General features: G+C 62.7%; 17 protein-coding genes. 10 read left to right on the forward strand and 7 right to left on the reverse strand.

The genetic code is table 11. The features are described 5' to 3' along the window. Position 1: 1 nt before the first annotated feature. Entirely contained in the window at positions 2-952 is a 951-nt protein-coding gene (puuE, locus tag H597_RS0103150) for an allantoinase PuuE (protein WP_028100849.1), read from the reverse strand. Positions 953-1044: 92 nt separating this feature from the next. Between puuE and uraH the strand changes: the two genes are divergently transcribed. Further along, positions 1045-1389 (forward strand): hydroxyisourate hydrolase, encoded by a 345-nt coding sequence (gene uraH / locus H597_RS0103155; RefSeq protein WP_028100850.1) that lies wholly within the window; start codon positions 1045-1047, stop codon positions 1387-1389. A gap of 3 nt (positions 1390-1392) precedes the next feature. Here uraH and H597_RS0103160 read toward each other — a convergent pair whose 3' ends face one another. Continuing rightward, a complete protein-coding gene (locus H597_RS0103160; protein ID WP_035372909.1) occupies positions 1393-1881 on the reverse strand; it encodes a NuoB/complex I 20 kDa subunit family protein in 489 nt (162 codons plus the stop codon). 80 nt (positions 1882-1961) lie between these two features. Beyond that, positions 1962-2840 carry a helix-turn-helix domain-containing protein gene (locus tag H597_RS33055; RefSeq protein WP_051293485.1) on the reverse strand — a complete coding sequence of 293 codons (879 nt, stop codon included), beginning with the start codon at positions 2838-2840 and terminating at the stop codon, positions 1962-1964. An 89-nt stretch (positions 2841-2929) separates the two neighbouring features. Between H597_RS33055 and H597_RS0103170 the strand changes: the two genes are divergently transcribed. From H597_RS0103170 to yacG, 7 genes are all read left to right on the forward strand, one after another. Further along, positions 2930-4219: an HlyC/CorC family transporter gene (locus tag H597_RS0103170; RefSeq protein WP_028100852.1), complete on the forward strand. Its 1290-nt coding sequence runs from the start codon at positions 2930-2932 to the stop codon at positions 4217-4219. Between the two features lie 82 nt (positions 4220-4301). Then, positions 4302-6029: a type IV-A pilus assembly ATPase PilB gene (gene pilB / locus H597_RS0103175; protein WP_035372910.1), complete on the forward strand. Its 1728-nt coding sequence runs from the start codon at positions 4302-4304 to the stop codon at positions 6027-6029. An 11-nt stretch (positions 6030-6040) separates the two neighbouring features. Next, the gene (locus tag H597_RS0103180; protein WP_028100854.1) at positions 6041-7252 is read left to right on the forward strand and encodes a type II secretion system F family protein; all 1212 of its coding nucleotides are present in this window, start codon (positions 6041-6043) and stop codon (positions 7250-7252) included. A gap of 22 nt (positions 7253-7274) precedes the next feature. Beyond that, positions 7275-8129, forward strand: coding sequence for a prepilin peptidase (locus H597_RS0103185; protein WP_229632075.1), 855 nt, complete (start codon positions 7275-7277; stop codon positions 8127-8129). Position 8130: 1 nt separating this feature from the next. Further along, the gene (gene coaE / locus H597_RS0103190) at positions 8131-8733 is read left to right on the forward strand and encodes a dephospho-CoA kinase (protein WP_028100856.1); all 603 of its coding nucleotides are present in this window, start codon (positions 8131-8133) and stop codon (positions 8731-8733) included. A gap of 61 nt (positions 8734-8794) precedes the next feature. After that, positions 8795-9550, forward strand: a complete 756-nt coding sequence (gene zapD, locus H597_RS0103195) for a cell division protein ZapD (protein WP_028100857.1) — start codon at positions 8795-8797, stop codon at positions 9548-9550. Between the two features lie 5 nt (positions 9551-9555). Beyond that, positions 9556-9735, forward strand: a complete 180-nt coding sequence (gene yacG, locus H597_RS0103200) for a DNA gyrase inhibitor YacG (protein ID WP_028100858.1) — start codon at positions 9556-9558, stop codon at positions 9733-9735. Between the two features lie 196 nt (positions 9736-9931). On the opposite strand, the gene H597_RS0103205 is transcribed toward yacG, so the two are convergent. From H597_RS0103205 to argJ, 3 genes are read right to left on the reverse strand one after another with little or no spacing between them, the layout of a single operon-like run. After that, positions 9932-10342: an NUDIX domain-containing protein gene (locus H597_RS0103205; protein WP_028100859.1), complete on the reverse strand. Its 411-nt coding sequence runs from the start codon at positions 10340-10342 to the stop codon at positions 9932-9934. After that, entirely contained in the window at positions 10339-11202 is an 864-nt protein-coding gene (locus H597_RS0103210; protein WP_028100860.1) for an ATP-binding protein, read from the reverse strand. Before H597_RS0103210 ends, H597_RS0103205 begins: the two co-directional genes overlap by 4 nt. Positions 11203-11206: 4 nt before the next feature. Next, entirely contained in the window at positions 11207-12445 is a 1239-nt protein-coding gene (gene argJ / locus H597_RS0103215) for a bifunctional glutamate N-acetyltransferase/amino-acid acetyltransferase ArgJ (protein ID WP_028100861.1), read from the reverse strand. 253 nt (positions 12446-12698) lie between these two features. On the opposite strand from argJ, the gene H597_RS0103220 reads away from it, so the two are divergent. Together H597_RS0103220 and H597_RS0103225 are read left to right on the forward strand one after the other, a co-directional pair. Continuing rightward, the gene (locus H597_RS0103220) at positions 12699-13931 is read left to right on the forward strand and encodes a porin (protein WP_028100862.1); all 1233 of its coding nucleotides are present in this window, start codon (positions 12699-12701) and stop codon (positions 13929-13931) included. A 10-nt stretch (positions 13932-13941) separates the two neighbouring features. Beyond that, positions 13942-14349: a type 2 periplasmic-binding domain-containing protein gene (locus H597_RS0103225; RefSeq protein ID WP_028100863.1), complete on the forward strand. Its 408-nt coding sequence runs from the start codon at positions 13942-13944 to the stop codon at positions 14347-14349. 242 nt (positions 14350-14591) lie between these two features. On the opposite strand, the gene secA is transcribed toward H597_RS0103225, so the two are convergent. After that, positions 14592-17354 carry a preprotein translocase subunit SecA gene (gene secA / locus H597_RS0103230; protein WP_028100864.1) on the reverse strand — a complete coding sequence of 921 codons (2763 nt, stop codon included), beginning with the start codon at positions 17352-17354 and terminating at the stop codon, positions 14592-14594. Positions 17355-17436: the final 82 nt, after the last annotated feature.

A 17436-nucleotide genomic window follows, 5' to 3' on the forward strand; every position in this document is an offset into this window, starting at 1 on the left:
ATCAGGCGTTTCGCATATATGGGTGATGCTTGTGCCAATGCTCGGCAATGTCGATGCGGCGCGTGATCCACACCTTGTCATGGCTTTGCACATAATCGAGGAAGCGCGCCAGTGCCGCCGCGCGCGCCGGACGGCCGACCAGGCGGCAATGCAGGCCGATCGACAGCATTTTCGGCTGGTTCTGGCCGGCCGGATCCCCTTCCTTATAGAGTACGTCGAATGCGTCCTTCAGGTAATCGAAGAATTGCGTGCCGCTATTAAAACCTTGCATCGCGGCAAAACGCATATCGTTGGTGTCCAGGGTATAGGGCACGATCAGCTGCGGGCTGACGGCCGGCTTGCCATCGGCGCCGGTGTGCGCCACCTCTTGCCAGAACGGCAGGTCGTCACCGTAGTAATCGGCGTCGTAGCGGAAACCGCCGTGCTCGACCACCAGGCGCCGCGTATTCGGCGAATCGCGGCCGGTGTACCAGCCCTGCGGCGCGCTGCCGGTCAGCTCCTGGATGATCTGCACCGCTTCCCGCATATGGGCGCGTTCGGTTTCCTCGTCCATGTTCTGGTAGCTGATCCAGCGCAGGCCGTGGCAGGCGATCTCGTGGCCCAGCTCCTGGAAGGCGGCCACCGCCTCCGGATGGCGCTGCAGGGCCATCGACACGCCGAAGATGGTCAGCGGCAGCTTGCGCTCCTCGAACAGGCGCAGGATGCGCCAGAGTCCGGCGCGCGAACCGTATTCGTAGATCGATTCCATGCTCATGTGGCGGCTCGGGAAGGCCGCCGCACCGATGATCTCGGACAGGAAGGTTTCCGAGGCCGGGTCGCCGTGCAGCACGCAGTTCTCACCGCCCTCTTCGTAATTCAGCACAAACTGCAGGGCCACGCGGGCTTGGCCCGGCCACTGCGGATGGGGCGGATTGCGGCCGTAGCCGGCCAGGTCGCGGGGGTAGTTGCTCATGATGGTCGGGGATGAAAGGTATATGCCCAATAATATAGTGAGCAGATGTCACCGGTATATGATTTGCCGGATAAGCAAAATAAGGAATGACTATGGGAAAACTATCCACGCACGTCCTCGATACCGCCCATGGCCGGCCGGGCGCCGGTGTACGCGTGGCGCTGTACCGCGCCGACGGCTCGCTGCTCAAGGAAGACGTGACAAACGCCGATGGCCGCTGCAGCACGCCCTTGCTGGAAGGCGCGGCCATGCAGCCGGGCCAGTACCGTCTCGTGTTCGGCGCGGGCGACTATTTCGCTGCGCTGGGCGTCGACCTGCCGACGCCGCGCTTCATTGATGAAGTGACGATCGCCTTCGGCATCGCCGACGCCAGCCAGAACTACCACGTGCCGCTGGTGGTGTCGCCCTGGTCGTATTCGACATACCGCGGCAGCTGATCGCTAATCGCGCAGCATGACGGCGCGCTCGCCGCGCCGGGCTTTCTGCTGCAACTGCATCAGCCCGTACAGCAGGGCTTCCGGCGTGGGCGGACAGCCGGGCACATAGACGTCGACCGGCACGATGCGGTCGCAGCCGCGCACCACGGAATACGAGTAATGGTAGTAGCCGCCGCCATTGGCGCAGGAGCCCATCGACACCACGTAGCGCGGCTCCGGCATCTGGTCGTAGACCCGGCGCATGGCGCGCGCCATCTTATTGGTCAGGGTGCCGGCCACGATCATCAGGTCGGCCTGGCGCGGCGAAGGGCGCGGGCACATGCCGAAGCGGTCCATGTCATAGCGCGCCGCGGCGGCCTCCATCATCTCCACCGCGCAGCAGGCCAGGCCAAAGCTCAAGTACCACAGGCTGTTGGTGCGGACGGTTTCCATCAGCCCGTCCAGCGAAGCGAGCACATAGCCATCGCGCTCGAGAGTAGCGTCCAGTTCCATTTCATTCCCCTTTCAGTAGCGTCGCTACGATAGCGGGGAGCGCAGGGAAAATATTGTACGGAGGCGACACCCGCCCCGCGCTAGGCATCCTGGCGCACCACGATGGCGCGCGACGCGTCGTCATAGCGCAGCAGGCGCAAGGCGCCGCTGGCGTCGGCCGCCGCCGCCATCAGGGCCTTGGGCGCCATCCCCGTGTACTGCACGAAATCGCGCACCATATGGGCCTGGTCGTGATAGCCGCAATCGACGGCCAGCCGGGTCAGGCCGCCATGCTTGAGGGGCGCCGCCACCATGTGCGACAGGGCGCGGATATAGCGCATCATGCGGCGGCCGTCGCGGATGCTCTGGCCGTAGCTGGCCATGACGCGGCGCTCCAGCTGGCGCACGCTGATGCCGCAGCGGGCGGCAATTTCATCGGTCGGCAAGGCCAACAGGGCCGGCGGCAGCACGAACGGCTGCCAGCCCCGCTCCCGCGCGGCCAGGCGCTGCAGCAACCAGTCGCCCATCAGGGCGGCCCAGCCCCGGCAGTCGGCGCCCGCGCGCAAGCGCTCTTCCAGCCGCGCCGCGCCATCCCAGTCCGGGGCGGCGTCGGCCAGCGGCACCACCGCGTCGCGCAGCGCGCCGGGCGGGATGTCGAACAGGCGTGCGAACTGGCTCGATTCGATCACGGCGCTGATGAATGTGGTGCCTGGTTCCCACACGGCGGGAAAGTGCTGCGTCAGCGGGCCGGTAATGAACGGTTCGGCATGCAGCCGCTCGCGCCCGCCCGCCTCGACGAAACGCGAGCCGCCGCGGATGAAAAACGTCAGCATGGGGCACGGCGAGGCCGGCACCAGCACCGCGCCCGGGCTGTGGCACTCGACATGGAAATAGCGCACGACGCCGGCCAGCTGGGGCGGCGGGGGAAGGGCCAGGCGCATCGGCGCCAGCATCAGGTCCACATCACGCATGGCCAGCATTATAGGGAAGTTGCGCGCCGCTTGCCGGCCGCCGGGAAGCCCGGGGGCGCATGCTAAAATCGTCCCCTTACTGACTAGTCACCACGATCTTGGATACCGTTCCCTTGTGGGCGCAATTTGCCGTCCTCGCCTTCCTGATCCTCGCCTCGGCCTTCTTCGCCATGGCCGAAACCGCCCTGATGGCGGCCAACCGCTTCCGCCTGCGGCACCAGGCCAAACGGGGCAGCCGCCGCGCCATCGCCACCCTGTGGCTGCTGGAACGCACCGAACAACTGCTGTCCCTGGTCCTGGTCGCCAACACCTTGCTCAACGCCATGGCGATCGCCCTGGCCACCGCCATTGCCATCACCCAGTTCGGCCTGGAACAGCATGTGATCCTGCTCTCGACCATCGTCGTGGTCTTCATCCTGATCGTGCTGGCCGAGATTTCCCCCAAGATCATGGGCGCGCGCTATGCCGACCAGATCGTGCTGCCGGCCTCCCTGGTGCTGCGCCCGCTGCTCTCGGTGTCCAAACCGCTGCTGTGGTTTGTGCACCTGTTCGTCAACACCCTGCTGCGCCTGTTCCGCATCAAACCCACCGGCCAGATCCAGGAAGGCAAGCTGTCGGCCGACGAGTTGCGCTCGGTGTTGCTGGAAAACGGCAGTTTCATCCCCAAAAAGCACAAGAGCATCCTGCTCAACCTGTTCGACCTGGACAGCATTTCGGTGGAAGACATCATGACCCCGCGCGCCCAGGTCGAGGCGCTCGACCTGGCCATGCCGGTGGCGGACATCAAGTCCCAGCTCACCACCTGTTTCCACAACAAGCTGCCGGTGTATGACGGCGAGATCAATCGCATCGTCGGCGTCCTGCACGTGCGCAAGGCCATCGCCCTGCTCAATGAAGAAGGCGAACTCACGGTCGGGCATTTCCGCAAGCTGCTGTCGCAGCCCTTCTTCATCCCGCAGGACACGCCGGCCTTCGCCGCCCTGCAGAACCTGCAGGAAAACAGGGAGCGCCTGGCCATCGTGGTCGACGAGTACGGCGAGGTGCAGGGCCTGGTCACGCTGGACGACATCATCGAGGAAATGATTGGCGAATTCACAACTTCCACCCCCAGTGCGGCGCGCGCCGACAGTTTCGGCTGGGACGCCAAGGGGGAATGCCTGTTGGAAGGCAGCACGGCATTACGTGACATCAACAAGCGACTGGGTTTAAACTTTCCGCTGGATGGGCCCAAAACGCTGAACGGCATGTTATTGGAAGTGCTACAAGACATCCCGGATGCCCCGATTTCAGTCAAAGTGGGCGAATGCATCGTGGAAGTAGTACAAGCGCAAGACCAAGCTATTAAAGTAGTGAAATTGCGACGCCCGGCAACAGAGCTAAAAAACTGAACAGTGTGGAGCTTTACAAAAATGATGCCTGCAGGCATCATCCGGGGATCATTCCATCTTAATATTCTGATAGCGCGCTCCTATGGCAGCAGTCCAACCCAACTCGGCGACCGGCACACCAATGTCAGGTTTGGCCCGAGCCCTGATGCAAGCGGGGCGTCTTACCCCCGTACAGGCGGACGCGCTGCAAAAAAAGGCAGTGACTGAAAAGTCCACCTTTATTGATGTCCTGCTGGCTAGCGGGACCATCAATGCACGCGATCTCGCCGCTTTTTGCGCCGAAACCTTCGCCTACCCCTTGCTGGACCTGGCAGCGATCAATGTCACCATCCTGCCGCCCAAGGCCATCGACGCCAAGCTGATGGCCACCCAGCGGGTGATCCCGCTGGCCAAGCGCGGCAACAAGATGTCGGTGGCCCTGTCCGACCCGACCAATATCCAGGCCCTGGACCAGATCAAGTTCCAGGCCGAATCGACCGTGGAACCGGTCATTGTGCAGCACGACGTGCTGCTCAAGCTGCTCGAAACCCTGACCAAGAGTACCGAGCAGACCATCATGGACATGACCGGCGACGAAGGGGATATCCAGTTCGCCGAGGAAGAATCCGCCGCCCAGGCCGCGCCCGACGCCGCCGCCGAAGTGGAAGACGCGCCGATCGTGCGCTTCCTGAACAAGATGCTGATGGATGCGGTCAATATGGGCGCCTCCGACTTGCACTTCGAGCCTTACGAAAAGTTTTACCGGATCCGCTTCCGCGTCGACGGCAACCTGGTCGAACATGCCCAGCCGCCCACTTCGATCAAGGACAAGCTGGTGTCGCGTATCAAGGTGCTGTCCAAGCTCGACATCTCGGAAAAACGCGTGCCGCAGGACGGCCGCATGCGCCTGATCGTCTCGTCCACCAAGACCATCGACCTGCGTGTCTCGACCCTGCCGACCCTGTTCGGCGAAAAAACCGTGATGCGTATTCTGGACGCGACCCAGGCCCAGATGGGCATCGATGCGCTGGGCTACGATCCGGACCAGAAGGAAATCCTGCTGGAGGCGGTGCACCGCCCCTACGGCATGGTGCTGGTGACCGGCCCGACCGGTTCCGGCAAGACCGTGTCGCTGTATACCTGCCTGAACATCCTGAACAAACCGGGCATCAATATTTCGACTGCGGAAGACCCGGCCGAGATCAACTTGCCGGGGGTGAACCAGGTCAACGTCAACGACCGGGCCGGCCTGAGCTTCCCGGTGGCGCTGAAGTCCTTCCTGCGCCAGGATCCCGACATCATCATGGTCGGTGAGATCCGTGACCTGGAAACGGCCGACATCGCGATCAAGGCGGCGCAAACCGGCCACATGGTGTTCTCCACCCTGCACACCAATGACGCCCCGTCGACCCTGACGCGTTTGATGAATATGGGGGTGGCGCCCTTCAATATTGCCTCCTCGGTGATCCTGATCACGGCGCAGCGCCTGGCGCGCCGTCTCTGCACTTGCAAGAAGCCAATCGAAATTGCACCCGATTTGCTGATCAAGGCAGGGTATAAGGAGCACGAGCTGGATGGCACATGGAAACCTTACGGCCCGGTGGGCTGTGAGCGCTGTAACGGCACCGGCTATAAGGGCCGGGTCGGTATTTACCAGATCATGCCGATCACGCCCGCGATCGAAGCATTGATCCTGGCAAATGGCAACGCGATGCAAATCGCCGCGCAATCGGAATCAGAAGGCGTCAAGTCTCTGCGCCAATCGGGCCTGGTCAAGGTCAAGAACGGACTGACCAGCCTGGAAGAAGTGCTGGGCTGCACCAATGAATAGGAAATAAGCATATGGCTACTGCGGGCAACGCGAAAGAACAAGTCTTCGCATGGGAAGGCAAAGATAAAACCGGCAAGACGGTGCGCGGCGAGATGCGCGCCGGCGGCGAGGCCGTGGTCAACGTGACCCTGCGCCGCCAGGGCATCATGGTGACCAAGGTCAAGAAGAAGGTCTACCGCTCCGGCAAGAAGGTCACCGACAAGGACATCACCTTGTTTACGCGCCAGCTGGCGACCATGATGAAGGCCGGCGTACCGCTGCTGCAAGCCTTCGACATCGTCGGCAAGGGCCACGCCAATCCTTCGGTGGCCAAGCTGGTCCTCGACCTGCGCGCCGACGTCGAAACCGGTACCAGCCTGAACATGGCGTTCCGCAAGTACCCGCTGTACTTCGATCCGCTGTTCTGCAACCTGGTGGCCGCCGGCGAACAGGCCGGTATCCTGGAAGACTTGCTGACCCGTCTGGCGATCTACAAGGAAAAGACCCTGGCCATCAAGGCCAAGATCAAGTCGGCCCTGACTTACCCGATCGCCGTGCTGGCGGTGGCGTTCATCGTGACGGCCGTGATCATGATCTGGGTGGTACCGGCCTTCAAGGAAGTGTTCAAGAGCTTCGGCGCGGACTTGCCGGCGCCGACCCTGTTCGTGATGGCAGTGTCGGAATACTTCGTCAAGTACTGGTACCTCATCTTCGGCATCTTGTTCGGCGCGCTGTACTTCTTCTTCCAGTCCTGGAAGCGCTCGGCGGAAATGCAGGCTACGATGGACCGCCTGCTGTTGAAGGCGCCGATTTTCGGCGAGGTGATCCGCAAGGCGACCATTGCCCGCTGGACCCGTACCCTGTCCACCATGTTCGCCGCCGGCGTGCCCCTGGTCGAATCGCTGGACTCGGTGGGCGGCGCCTCGGGCAACAAGGTGTACCTGGAAGCGACCAAGAAAATCCAGAACGAAGTCAGCACCGGTACCAGCCTGACCGTGGCCATGCAAAACGCGGACGTATTCCCGAGCATGGTGACGCAGATGGTGGCCATCGGCGAAGAATCGGGTGCGCTCGACTCCATGCTGGGCAAGGTGGCCGACTTCTACGAGGAAGAGGTCGATGAGGCGGTATCCCAGCTTTCCAGCCTGATGGAACCAATGATCATGGTGATCCTGGGCGTGCTGATCGGTGGCCTGGTGGTCGCGATGTACCTGCCAATCTTCAAACTCGGTTCCGTGGTGTAAGACGACAATGCTAGAGACTTTGATGCTGTTTTCCCCGCCCGCAACGCTGGCCGCCGCCGTGGTGGCCGGCATCCTGGGCTTGTTGATCGGCAGTTTCCTGAACGTGGTGATCCACCGCCTGCCGATCATGATGCAGCGCGAAGTCGACAGCGTGTGCGCCTGCGAACGCGACGAACCGGAACCGCATCCGGAGCAGTACAACCTGGTAGTGCCGCGTTCGGCCTGCCCGCACTGCAAGCACCAGATCACGGCGCTGGAAAACATCCCGGTCGTCAGCTGGCTGGTACTGGGTGGCAAATGCCGCTCCTGCAAGGCGCCGATTTCGCCGCGTTACCCCGTCATCGAAGCGCTGACGGCGCTGCTGTCGGCCGGCCTGGTGTGGCATTTCGGCTCCGGCTGGGCCGGCATGGCCGCCGTGGTGTTCGGCTGGCTGCTGGTGGCGATGACCTTCATCGATATCGACACCCAGCTGCTGCCGGACGACCTGACCTATCCGCTGCTGTGGCTCGGCCTGCTGGCCAACACCCAAGGCCTGTTCGCGCCGCTGGGCGACGCCGTGCTGGGCGCCGCTGCCGGCTATATGGCGCTGTGGCTGGTCAATGGCGCCTACAAGCTGGTGCGCGGCCATGACGGCATGGGCTACGGCGACTTCAAGCTGCTGGCGGCGCTCGGCGCCTGGATGGGCTGGCAAATGCTGCCGGCGATTATCCTGCTGTCCTCGGTGGTCGGCTCGCTGATCGGCATCTGCGTCATCCTCGCTTCGCGCCTGGGCTTCAGCCACAAAATCCCGTTCGGCCCCTACCTGGCCGGCGCCGGCCTGGTTGCCCTGCTGTACGGCAAGCAGGTGACCGCCTTAATTTACGGGGTGACGGGCTGACATGCCGGCGCGCTTCGTGGTCGGCCTGACAGGCGGCATCGGCAGCGGTAAAAGCCTGGTGGCCGAGCTGTTTGCCGAGCGCGGCGCCAGCATTGTCGACACCGACCAGATCGCCCACACCCTGACCGCGCCGCATGGCGCCGCAATGCCTGCCATCCTGGCCGAATTCGGGGCCCAGATGGCCGACAGCCAGGGCGCCATGGACCGCGCAAAGATGCGCGAGCTGGTCTTCCGCGAACCGGCGGCCAAGCGCCGCCTGGAAGCCATCCTCCATCCCATGATCCGCGCCGCCACCCTGGCGGCCGCGGCCGATGCCAGCGGCGCCTACGTGATGCTGGCCATTCCCCTGCTGGTCGAATCGGGCACCTGGAAAGAGCAGGTCAGCCGCGTCCTCGTGATCGACTGCCCGGAGCAAGTCCAGCTGGCGCGCGTCATGGCGCGCAATGGCCTGCCGGAAGCCCAGGTGCGCGCCATCATGGCGGCCCAGGTGCCGCGCAGCGTACGGCTGGCGGCGGCCGACGACGTCATCGACAATGGCGGCACGCTAGCAGCATTGATCCCCCAGGTAGACCGTTTGCATGATTTTTATCAGCAATATTTGTAATTTTGCCTCGCATAGTTCAGAATCACTAGATTATTAATAGGTCTTCCACACGAGGGATGCTTTGATCGTTTACGAATATCCTTTCAATGAGCGCATCCGAACGCTGCTGCGCCTGGAGGATTTATACGAGAAATTCAAATTCTTTGTGCATCAGGAACACCCGATGCAGCATCACGTCGCATTGGCCACCATTTTCGACATGCTCGAAGTGGCCGGCCGCGCCGATCTCAAGTCCGACCTGCTGCAGGAACTCGAACGCCAGCGCCAGAGCCTGCTGGGCTACCGGACCAATCCGAATGTCCAGGCCGACATGCTGGACGCCATCCTGTCCGAACTCGACAGCGTATCCAGCGCCCTGGTCGCGGCACAGGGCAAGACCGGGCAGAACGTGCGCGACAATGAGTGGCTGATGAGCATCCGCGGCCGCACCATCATCCCCGGCGGCGCCTGCGAATTCGACTTGCCGTCCTACTACGCTTGGCAAAAGCAGCCGGCCGAGAAGCGTTTCAACGATATCGCCGCCTGGTTCAACCCGCTGGTACCGCTGTTCGACGCCCTGGCCCTGGTGCTGCGCCTGCTGCGCGATTCGGGCGCGCCGGTGAAAATGATCGCCAATGCCGGCAGTTATCAGCAAATGCTACAAGGCAAGGTTTACCAGATGCTGCGCCTGGCGGTCGACGCTTCGCAAGGGGCCATCCCCGAAATCTCGGCCAATAAATACATGCTGTGGGTACGCTTCACCTCCCAGGGCGGCGACCTCAAACCCAAGCCGCTGGAAGAAGATGTCCCCTTCGAGCTCACCCTCTGTAATTTCTAAGCACCATGCCTACTGTCGTTGAATGCCCCACCTGCCACACCAAGGTAGAGTGGACGGAAGCCAATCAATACCGCCCTTTCTGCAGCGAGCGCTGCAAGATGATCGACCTTGGCGCTTGGGCCGAGGAAAAGTACACCATCCCCGGCGCCGCCCCGGCCGATCCTCTGGAAGAGGAGCCGCAGTGAGGCGGCAAGCACTGCTCACCGGACATCTTGCTTACATAAGTAACTTTCACGCTACTTAGCGCTCCCTGCGCACCGCAGTACTGCTGGCACCATTTTGCCTGGCCGCTCACTGGCCTGAGCGTGGAACCGAGCGTGGGCGGACCCTCCTGCTAAGACAGCGCGGCGGCGTGGACCCGGTCCGGCCAGCGGCGCCCGCTCAAGCGCCGTAACGTACGCGGTCCAACCACTCAAGCAAGGGAATGGTGGCCGGCAGCAAGGGTTCTACCCCCACGCTGCCCTGCCAGGCAAAGGCCTGCCCTTCCAGGCTTTGCGGCTCGCCCGTCCATTCGCGGCTGATGAAGAAATGCAGCCGGACGTGGGCGTGCTCGTACACATGCTCCACGCCGCACCATTCCTCCGCGCTGCCGATATGGATGCCCAGCTCTTCCACGAATTCGCGTTTGAGCGCTTCAAGAATGGTTTCGCCCGGGTCGACTTTCCCGCCCGGGAATTCCCAGTAGCCGGCGTAAGGCTTGCCTTCCGGGCGCTGGCCCAGCAGGACATCGCCATTGGGCTGCATCAGGATGCCGACGGCGACGTCGATCGGCCGCGGGGCGGCGGCGCTCATGGCAGCCTCCCGGCGTAATCGCGCGCAAACTGCCAGGCCACGCGGCCGGAACGCGAGCCGCGCAACAACGCCCACTGCAAGGCTTCGCTGCGGGCGTCGGCGATCTGCGACACGCTGCAGCCGAAGGCGGCCAGCCAATGCGCCACGATGCCCAGGTAGTCCTCCTGCTTGAACGGGTAGAACGACAGCCACAGACCGAAGCGCTCGGACAGGGAAATCTTTTCCTCCACGGTTTCGCCCGGATGCAGGTCGCCATCCTCGTCATGCGTGTAGCTGGCATTGTCCGACATGCGTTCGGGCATCAGGTGACGCCGGTTGGAGGTGGCGTAGATCAGCACATTGTCGATCACCGCCGAGACCGAGCCGTCCAGCGCCACTTTCAGCGCCTTGTAGCCACTTTCGCCCTCCTCGAACGACAGGTCGTCGCAAAACACGACAAAGCGCTCGGGACGTCCCGCCACCAGGTCCATGATGTCGGGCAGGTCATGCAAGTCGGCCTTGTCGACTTCGATCAGGCGCAAGCCCTGCCCGGCAAACGCGCCCAGGCAAGCCTTGATCAGGGACGACTTGCCGGTGCCGCGGGCCCCGGTCAGCAGCACGTTATTGGCCGGCTTGCCTTCCACGAACTGGCGCGTGTTCTGTTCGATCTGCGCCTTCTGACGGCCGACGTGCTGCAGGTCGTCGAAGGCGATTTGCGCCGGCCGCGGCACCGGCTGCAGATAGCCATTGCCGCGCTTGCGCCAGCGGAAAGCAGTCGAGGCCTGCCAGTCCGGCGCGACGGCCGCCGGCGGCAGGATGGCTTCCACGCGCTCGAGCAGGGCTTCGGCGCGCTTGAGGAATTGGTCGAGTTGGTGCGACATCCGCTCAGGAACGGTAGTCCGCGTTGATCGACACGTAGTCGTGCGACAGGTCGCAGGTGTAGACGGTGGCGGCCGCGCTGCCGCGCGCCAGCTTCACGCGTACGGTGATTTCGCTCTGCTTCATGACGCGCTGGCCGTCCGCTTCCTGGTAGTCCGGATTGCGCCCGCCATCCTTGGCCACCCAGACATCGTCCAGGAACAGGTTGATCTTGCTGACGTCCAGGTCGTCCACGCCGGCGTAGCCGATGGCGGCCAGGATGCGGCCCAGGTTCGGATCGGAGGCGAAGAAGGCGGTCTTCACCAGCGGGGAGTGGCCGATCGAGTAGGCGATCTTGCGGCATTCCGCCGCATCCTTGCCGTCTTCCACGGTGATGGTCATGAACTTGGTGGCGCCTTCGCCGTCGCGCACGATGGCCTGCGCCAGGAACACCGACAGCTCGGTGACGGCAGCCGCCAGGGCCCGGTATTCCGGCGAATCGACCGCATCGACCACCAGGCTGCCGGCACCGGTGGCCACCAGCATGAAAGAATCGTTGGTCGAGGTGTCGCCGTCGATGGTGATGCAGTTGAAGGACTGGTCGGCCGCTTCCTTGACCAGCACGTCCAGCACCGGCTGCGCGACCTTGGCGTCAAACGCCAGGTAGCCCAGCATGGTCGCCATATTCGGCTTGATCATGCCCGCGCCCTTCGAAATGCCGGTCATGGTGACTTGATGGCCGGCGATCTCGACCGTGCGCGAAGCAGCCTTGGGCTGGGTGTCGGTAGTCATGATCGCTTCGGCGGCATTGAACCAGTTGTCCAGCTTCAGGTTCTCGAGCGCCTTCGGCAGGCCGGCCACGATTTTTTCGACCGGCAGCGGCTCCAGGATCACGCCGGTGGAAAACGGCAGGATCTGCTGGGCGTCGCAGCCCATTTCCCGGGCCAGCGCGGCGCAGGTGGCGCGCGCATTGGCCAGGCCGGCTGCGCCGGTGCCGGCGTTGGCATTGCCGGTGTTGATCATCAGGGCGCGGATCGGCTTGCCGCCCGCGTTCACGGCCGCCAGGTTTTCCTTGGAAATCTGCACCGGCGCGGCGCAGAAGCGGTTCAGCGTGAATACGCCGGACACGGTGGCGCCGTCAGCCAGTTTCAGGACCAGCACGTCCTTGCGGCCCGGCTTCTTGATGCCGGCTTCAGCATAGCCGAGTTCGATACCGGCAACCGGCTTCAGGTCGGCGGCGACTGGGATGGGGGAATTGACGGCCATGGAGTTGTTCTCATTCTTGAAGGTGGTGTGAAGCTGTTATTTTAAACGCATGCGCCGGCGCGTGCGCAGTGCAATAAGTCCGATCAACGAACGCAAAAATTCCCCATTTTCCCGAAGCTGCTCTCTATTTGTGCAGATAGAGATACAACTCAGTGCAATTTTAGTTTATCATGGGCAACTGTCATAAATAATTTGACATTAATTTAAAGTGCATAGCACTAACAATAAGATAACATTCGATCGGATCACTTTCATGAAGAAACAGCTTCTCGCCGCCGCCATGCTGGCTGCCACCGGCATGATGGCCCAGGCCGCTACCCTGGGCGACGGCAACCTCAGCATCAGCGGCTTCGGCACCCTGGGCGTGGCCAAGACCGACACCGACGACGCCAAATTCGCGCGCTACAACCAGGCGGCCGGCACCGGCGACTCGCCCCGCATCGGCCTGGACAGCAATCTCGGTCTGCAAGCGACCTACGCCTTCGACGAGCGCCTGTCGGCCACCGTGCAAGTGCTGACCCGCAAGAACACCAGCCAGCAGTTCACCACCGACCTGACCTGGGGCTTCCTGAAGTACAAGCTGAACGATGAGACCAGTGTGCGCCTGGGCCGCGTGGTCCTGCCCGCTTTCCTGATCTCCGACTACCAAAACGTCGGCTACGCCAACACCATGATGCGCCCGCCGATTGAAATGTACGGCCAGGCACCGATCGAAAACGTGGATGGCGGCGACGTCAACTGGCAGCACGCCTTCGGCGACACCAATGTCACCGTCCAGGCATTTGGCGGCGTCAGCCGCGGCAAGCTGTATATCCCGACCGGCGCCGGCTCCGTTGCCAAGCACCAGTCGCCGGTATTCGGCGCCGCGGTGACGGCCGAATACGGTCCATTCACGGCCCGCTTCGCGCACGCCCGCGCCAAGATTGAAGTCAACGACCTGCAGCCGATCAATGCCCTGACCGACGGCCTGGTAGCGACCGGCGTGCCGGCCGCCATCCAGCTGGCCGACGAGCTGACCCTCAAAGGCGGCAAGCGCATGAGCTTTACCGAAATCGGCCTGACGATGGATTACAAGAACATCGTGCTGCAAGCCGAGTACGCCCAGCGCCGCGCCCATGCACCGGTCTACATCCCGGAAACCAATTCGGGCTATCTCATGGCCGGTTACCGCTTCGGCAAAGTGCTGCCTTATTACACCCACGCCTTCTACAAGGGCGCAGGGACGTCCGTGAGCGTGCCGGACCTGCCGGCCGCCCACCCGCTGGCGCCGGTCTTTGGCGCCGTACGCGGCCTGCTGGTTTCCCCGGAACAGAAATCCGACCTGATTGGCGTGCGTTGGGACTTCGCCAAGTCGCTGGCCCTGAAAGTGCAGATCGACCACGTGCAGCCGAAGAACAAGGGCGGTTCCCTGATCCTGCCTTCCGGCGCGCTCACCTACAACAACAGCGTGAACGTCTATGCCGCCGGCATCGACTTCGTGTTCTAAGGAGACGGCCATGAAAAACATCCTGAACGCCCTTCTCGCTTCCGCCCTGCTGGCGGCCGCCCTGCCGGCATCGGCCGAGATCGTCGTGATCGTCAACAAGGACAATCCGGCCTCGCGCATGTTCTCGGAACAGGCATCGCAGTTCTTCCTTGGCAAATCGGCCATGTTCACCCCGGTCGACCAGGCGGACGGTTCCAAGATCCGTGCCGACTTCTACCAGAAAGTCGCGGAAAAGGACACGGCCCAGGTGAAAGCCATCTGGTCCAAGCTGGTCTTCACCGGCAAGGCCACGCCGCCCAAGGAATTCAAGTCCAATGCCGACGTCAAGAAGGCCGTGGCGGACGACCCGAAAGCCATCGGCTACATTGATAAATCGGCAGTGGACGACAGCGTCAAGGTCATCCTGACCCTGCCATAAGACCTACCATTACCCAGCGCCTGCTACGCGCACACGCCGCCCCGCCTTGGCCGGGCGGCGTTTTTTTGTCCGATGCGCAATACCGTCGCCCGCAGGGAGGCTGGATCGCCCGGCTCGGCGGCGAACAGGCCAGCGTCCTGCCACGCCGCAGCGCGATTCTGCAATGATTTCACTGTCCCGAGAGAATGCAAAACGGCCCGGGCGCTTGCGCGGCCGGGCCGTTTGACTGAGGCAGCTATCGCTTACGCCAGCTTGCCGTGGCAGGACTTGAACTTCTTGCCGCTGCCGCATGGGCAAGGGTCGTTGCGGCCGACCTTGTAGCCCTGGCTGAGCGCAGCTTCCAGGTCTTCCCCGGCAATCGCGGTCGGGGCCAGCAATTCTTCCGGCGCCGCGTTCGGGTTGAAGTCGGCGTGCTGGTAGTGGACGTTTTCCAGGTGCGACTGGTTCATGGCCGCTTCCGCCGCCTCCACCTCTTCGCGCGACTGGATGCGCACCATCATCACCATGCGGACCACGTCGTTCTTGATCATGTCCAGCATCTGGCCAAACAGTTCGAACGCTTCGCGCTTGTATTCCTGCTTCGGATTCTTCTGCGCATAGCCGCGCAGATGGATACCCTGGCGCAGGTGGTCCAGCGCCGCCAGGTGCTCGCGCCAGTGGGTGTCCACCGACTGCAGCATGACGTTGCGCTCGAAGCTGCCGAAGGCTTCCTTGGAAACGATATCGACCTTGGCCTGGTACACGGCATCGGCTGCCGCCACCACACGCTCGACGATGTCTTCGTCGGTGATATTGCCTTCCTTGGCCATCATCTCGGCCAGCGGCAGCTCGATCATCCATTCCGCGGCCAGGGTCTTCTGCAGGGCCGGGATATCCCACTGCTCTTCCACCGAGCCTTCCGGCACGAAGTTGCGCACCACATCGGCGAACACGCCGTGGCGCAGGTTCATGATGGTTTCGGAAATCTCGGTCGCTTCCAGCAGCTCGTTACGCTGCGAGTAGATCACCTTGCGCTGGTCGTTGGCGACGTCGTCGTATTCCAGCAGCTGCTTACGGATGTCGAAGTTGCGCGCTTCAACCTTGCGCTGCGCCGATTCGATGGAACGCGATACGATGCCCGCTTCGATCGGTTCGCCTTCCGGCATCTTCAGGCGGTCCATGATGGCGCGCACGCGGTCGCCGGCGAAGATGCGCAGGAGCGGATCGTCCAGCGACAGGTAGAAGCGCGAGGAACCCGGGTCGCCCTGGCGGCCGGAGCGGCCGCGCAGCTGGTTGTCGACGCGGCGCGATTCATGGCGCTCGGTGCCGACGATGTGCAGGCCACCGGCGGCAACCACCTGGTTGTGCAGCGACTGCCAGCCCTTGCGCAGGTGTTCCGCCTTGGCGGCCTTCTCTGCGTCGCTCAGGTCTGGATTGCTTTCGATGATCTGGATCTGCTTCTCAACGTTGCCACCCAGGACGATGTCGGTACCACGGCCGGCCATATTGGTGGCGATGGTGATCGCTTTCGGCGCACCCGCCTGGGCGATGATTTCCGCTTCGCGGGCGTGCTGCTTGGCGTTCAGCACGTTGTGCGGCAGCTTGGCCTTGTCCAGGATGCTCGACAGCAGTTCCGAGTTTTCAATCGAGGTGGTACCCACCAGCACCGGCTGGCCGCGCTCGTAGCAGTCGCGGATGTCGAGCATCATCGCGTTGTACTTTTCCGCGTTGGACTTGTACACCTGGTCCTGGCGGTCTTTACGCGCCGAAGGACGGTTGGGCGGAATCACCACGGTTTCCAGGCCGTAGATTTCCTGGAATTCGTAGGCTTCGGTGTCGGCGGTACCGGTCATGCCCGCCAGCTTGGCGTACATGCGGAAGTAGTTCTGGAAGGTGATCGAGGCCAGGGTCTGGTTCTCGTTCTGGATCTTGACGCCTTCCTTGGCTTCGACGGCCTGGTGCAGGCCATCGGACCAGCGGCGGCCCGTCATCAGGCGGCCGGTGAATTCGTCGACGATCACCACTTCATTGTTCTGCACCACATAGTGCTGGTCCTTGAAGTACAGGGCGTGCGCGCGCAGCGCCGCGTACAGGTGGTGCACCAGGGTGATGTTGGCGGAATCGTACAGGGACGCGCCTTCCGGCAGCAGGCCCATCTTGGTCAGGATGCCCTCGGCCTTTTCGTGGCCGGCTTCGGTCAGCAGCACCTGGTGCGCTTTTTCATCCTTGGTGTAGTCGCCCGGGACTTCCACCTTGCCCTTGCCGTCCGGGGTTTCCTCGCCGATCTGCAAAATCAGCTGCGGCGGCAGAAGGTTGATCTTGTGGTACAGCTCGGTATGGTTCTCGGCCTGGCCGGAAATGATCAGCGGCGTACGCGCTTCGTCGATCAGGATCGAGTCCACTTCGTCGACGATGCCGAAATTCAGGCTGCGCTGGACACGGTCCGATGCTTCGAACACCATATTGTCGCGCAGGTAGTCGAAGCCGAATTCGTTATTGGTACCGTAGGTGATGTCGGAAGCGTAGGCGGCCTGCTTGTCCGCGTGCGGCATTTGCGACAGGTTCACGCCGCAGCTCAGGCCCAGCCAGCGGTACAGCTTGCCCATCGTCTCGGCATCGCGCTGCGCCAGGTAATCGTTGACGGTCACGATGTGCACGCCCTTGCCGGACAGTGCATTCAGGTAGGCCGGCAGGGTCGCGGTCAGGGTCTTGCCCTCCCCGGTGCCCATTTCGGCAATCTTTCCGTAATGCAACACCATGCCGCCGATCAGCTGCACATCGAAATGGCGCATCTTGTAGACGCGCTTGGACGCTTCGCGGCAGACGGCGAACGCTTCCGGCAGCAGGTCATCCAGCGATTCGCCATTGGCAACGCGTTCCTTGAAGGCCGGCGTTTTCGCTTTCAGCTCGGCATCCGTCAGCTTTTCAAATTCGGGCTCCAGGGCGTTGATCGCCTTTACCGTTTTTTGGTATTGCTTAAGCAGACGCTGGTTGCGGCTGCCGAAAATCTGGGTCAGTAAGGACATTTCTTAAATTCTTCCTCGGGTCCGCCAATGGCAAAAGTGCGTGATTTTATCATGCGTTCGAAGCAAGGTTGGGATCTTGCCC

Origin of the sequence: Pseudoduganella violaceinigra DSM 15887 (genome assembly GCF_000425385.1) — a bacterium.
Taxonomy (GTDB): Bacteria; Pseudomonadota; Gammaproteobacteria; order Burkholderiales; family Burkholderiaceae_D; genus Rugamonas; species Rugamonas violaceinigra.